1 protein-coding gene is annotated in these 742 nt (G+C 60.8%); it reads right to left on the bottom strand.

The features are described from left to right. Positions 1–299: 299 nt before the first annotated feature. A partial coding sequence (locus D6877_RS11110; RefSeq protein WP_241662884.1) for a LysR substrate-binding domain-containing protein occupies positions 300–742 on the bottom strand: 443 nt, incomplete at its 5' end.

A 742-nucleotide genomic window follows, 5' to 3' on the forward strand; every position in this document is an offset into this window, starting at 1 on the left:
GATTTGGGTTGCGCTGAAGATTGTGGCCTTGCCCCGGACCATTGTGGGAGCGAGCTTGCTCGCGAAAGCGGTGTGTCAGGCGATGATGATGTTGAATGTGCCGACGCCTTCGCGGGCAAGCCCGCTCCCACAGGGGATTTGGGGTGCAACGAAGATTGTAGATCTGCCCCGGATCACTGTGGGAGCGAGCCTGCTCGCGAAAGCGGTGTGTCATTCAAGGTGGATGTATCTGATCTGGCGCCTTCGCGAGCAGGCTCGCTCCCACAGGGATCGGCGTTTTGCTCAGATGATTTGTGGTGTCAGCGGTTGTATTTCAGCGCTTCGACAAACGCCGCAAACGCTGCCGAGCTCTGGCGCCTGTTGGGGTAATAGAGGTGATAGCCCTGAAACGTCGGGCACCACTCGCTCAGCACTTCCACCAGTCGACCGTCCGCCAGATACGGCGCGACCAATTGCTCGGGCACGTACGCTACGCCGATGCCATCCACAGCGGCGTTGAGCACATGCATGATGCTGTTGAACACCAGTTGCCCGTCGACCTTGACGCTGAAATCCTGACCCTTGTGCGCAAACTCCCAGGCGTATATCGCGCCGGCCGGTTGGTGGCGGATGTTGATGCAGGTGTGTTCCGTCAACTGATGCGGCGTGGCAGGTGCCGGGTGGCGAGCGAAGTACTCGGGCGAGGCGACCACGGCCAGGCGCCAGTCCGGGCCGATGCGCACGGCGATCATGTCTTTGCTGA

The sequence above is a fragment of the Pseudomonas sp. Sample_9 genome, assembly GCF_004307535.1.
Classification (GTDB): domain Bacteria; phylum Pseudomonadota; class Gammaproteobacteria; order Pseudomonadales; family Pseudomonadaceae; genus Aquipseudomonas; species Aquipseudomonas mercuritolerans.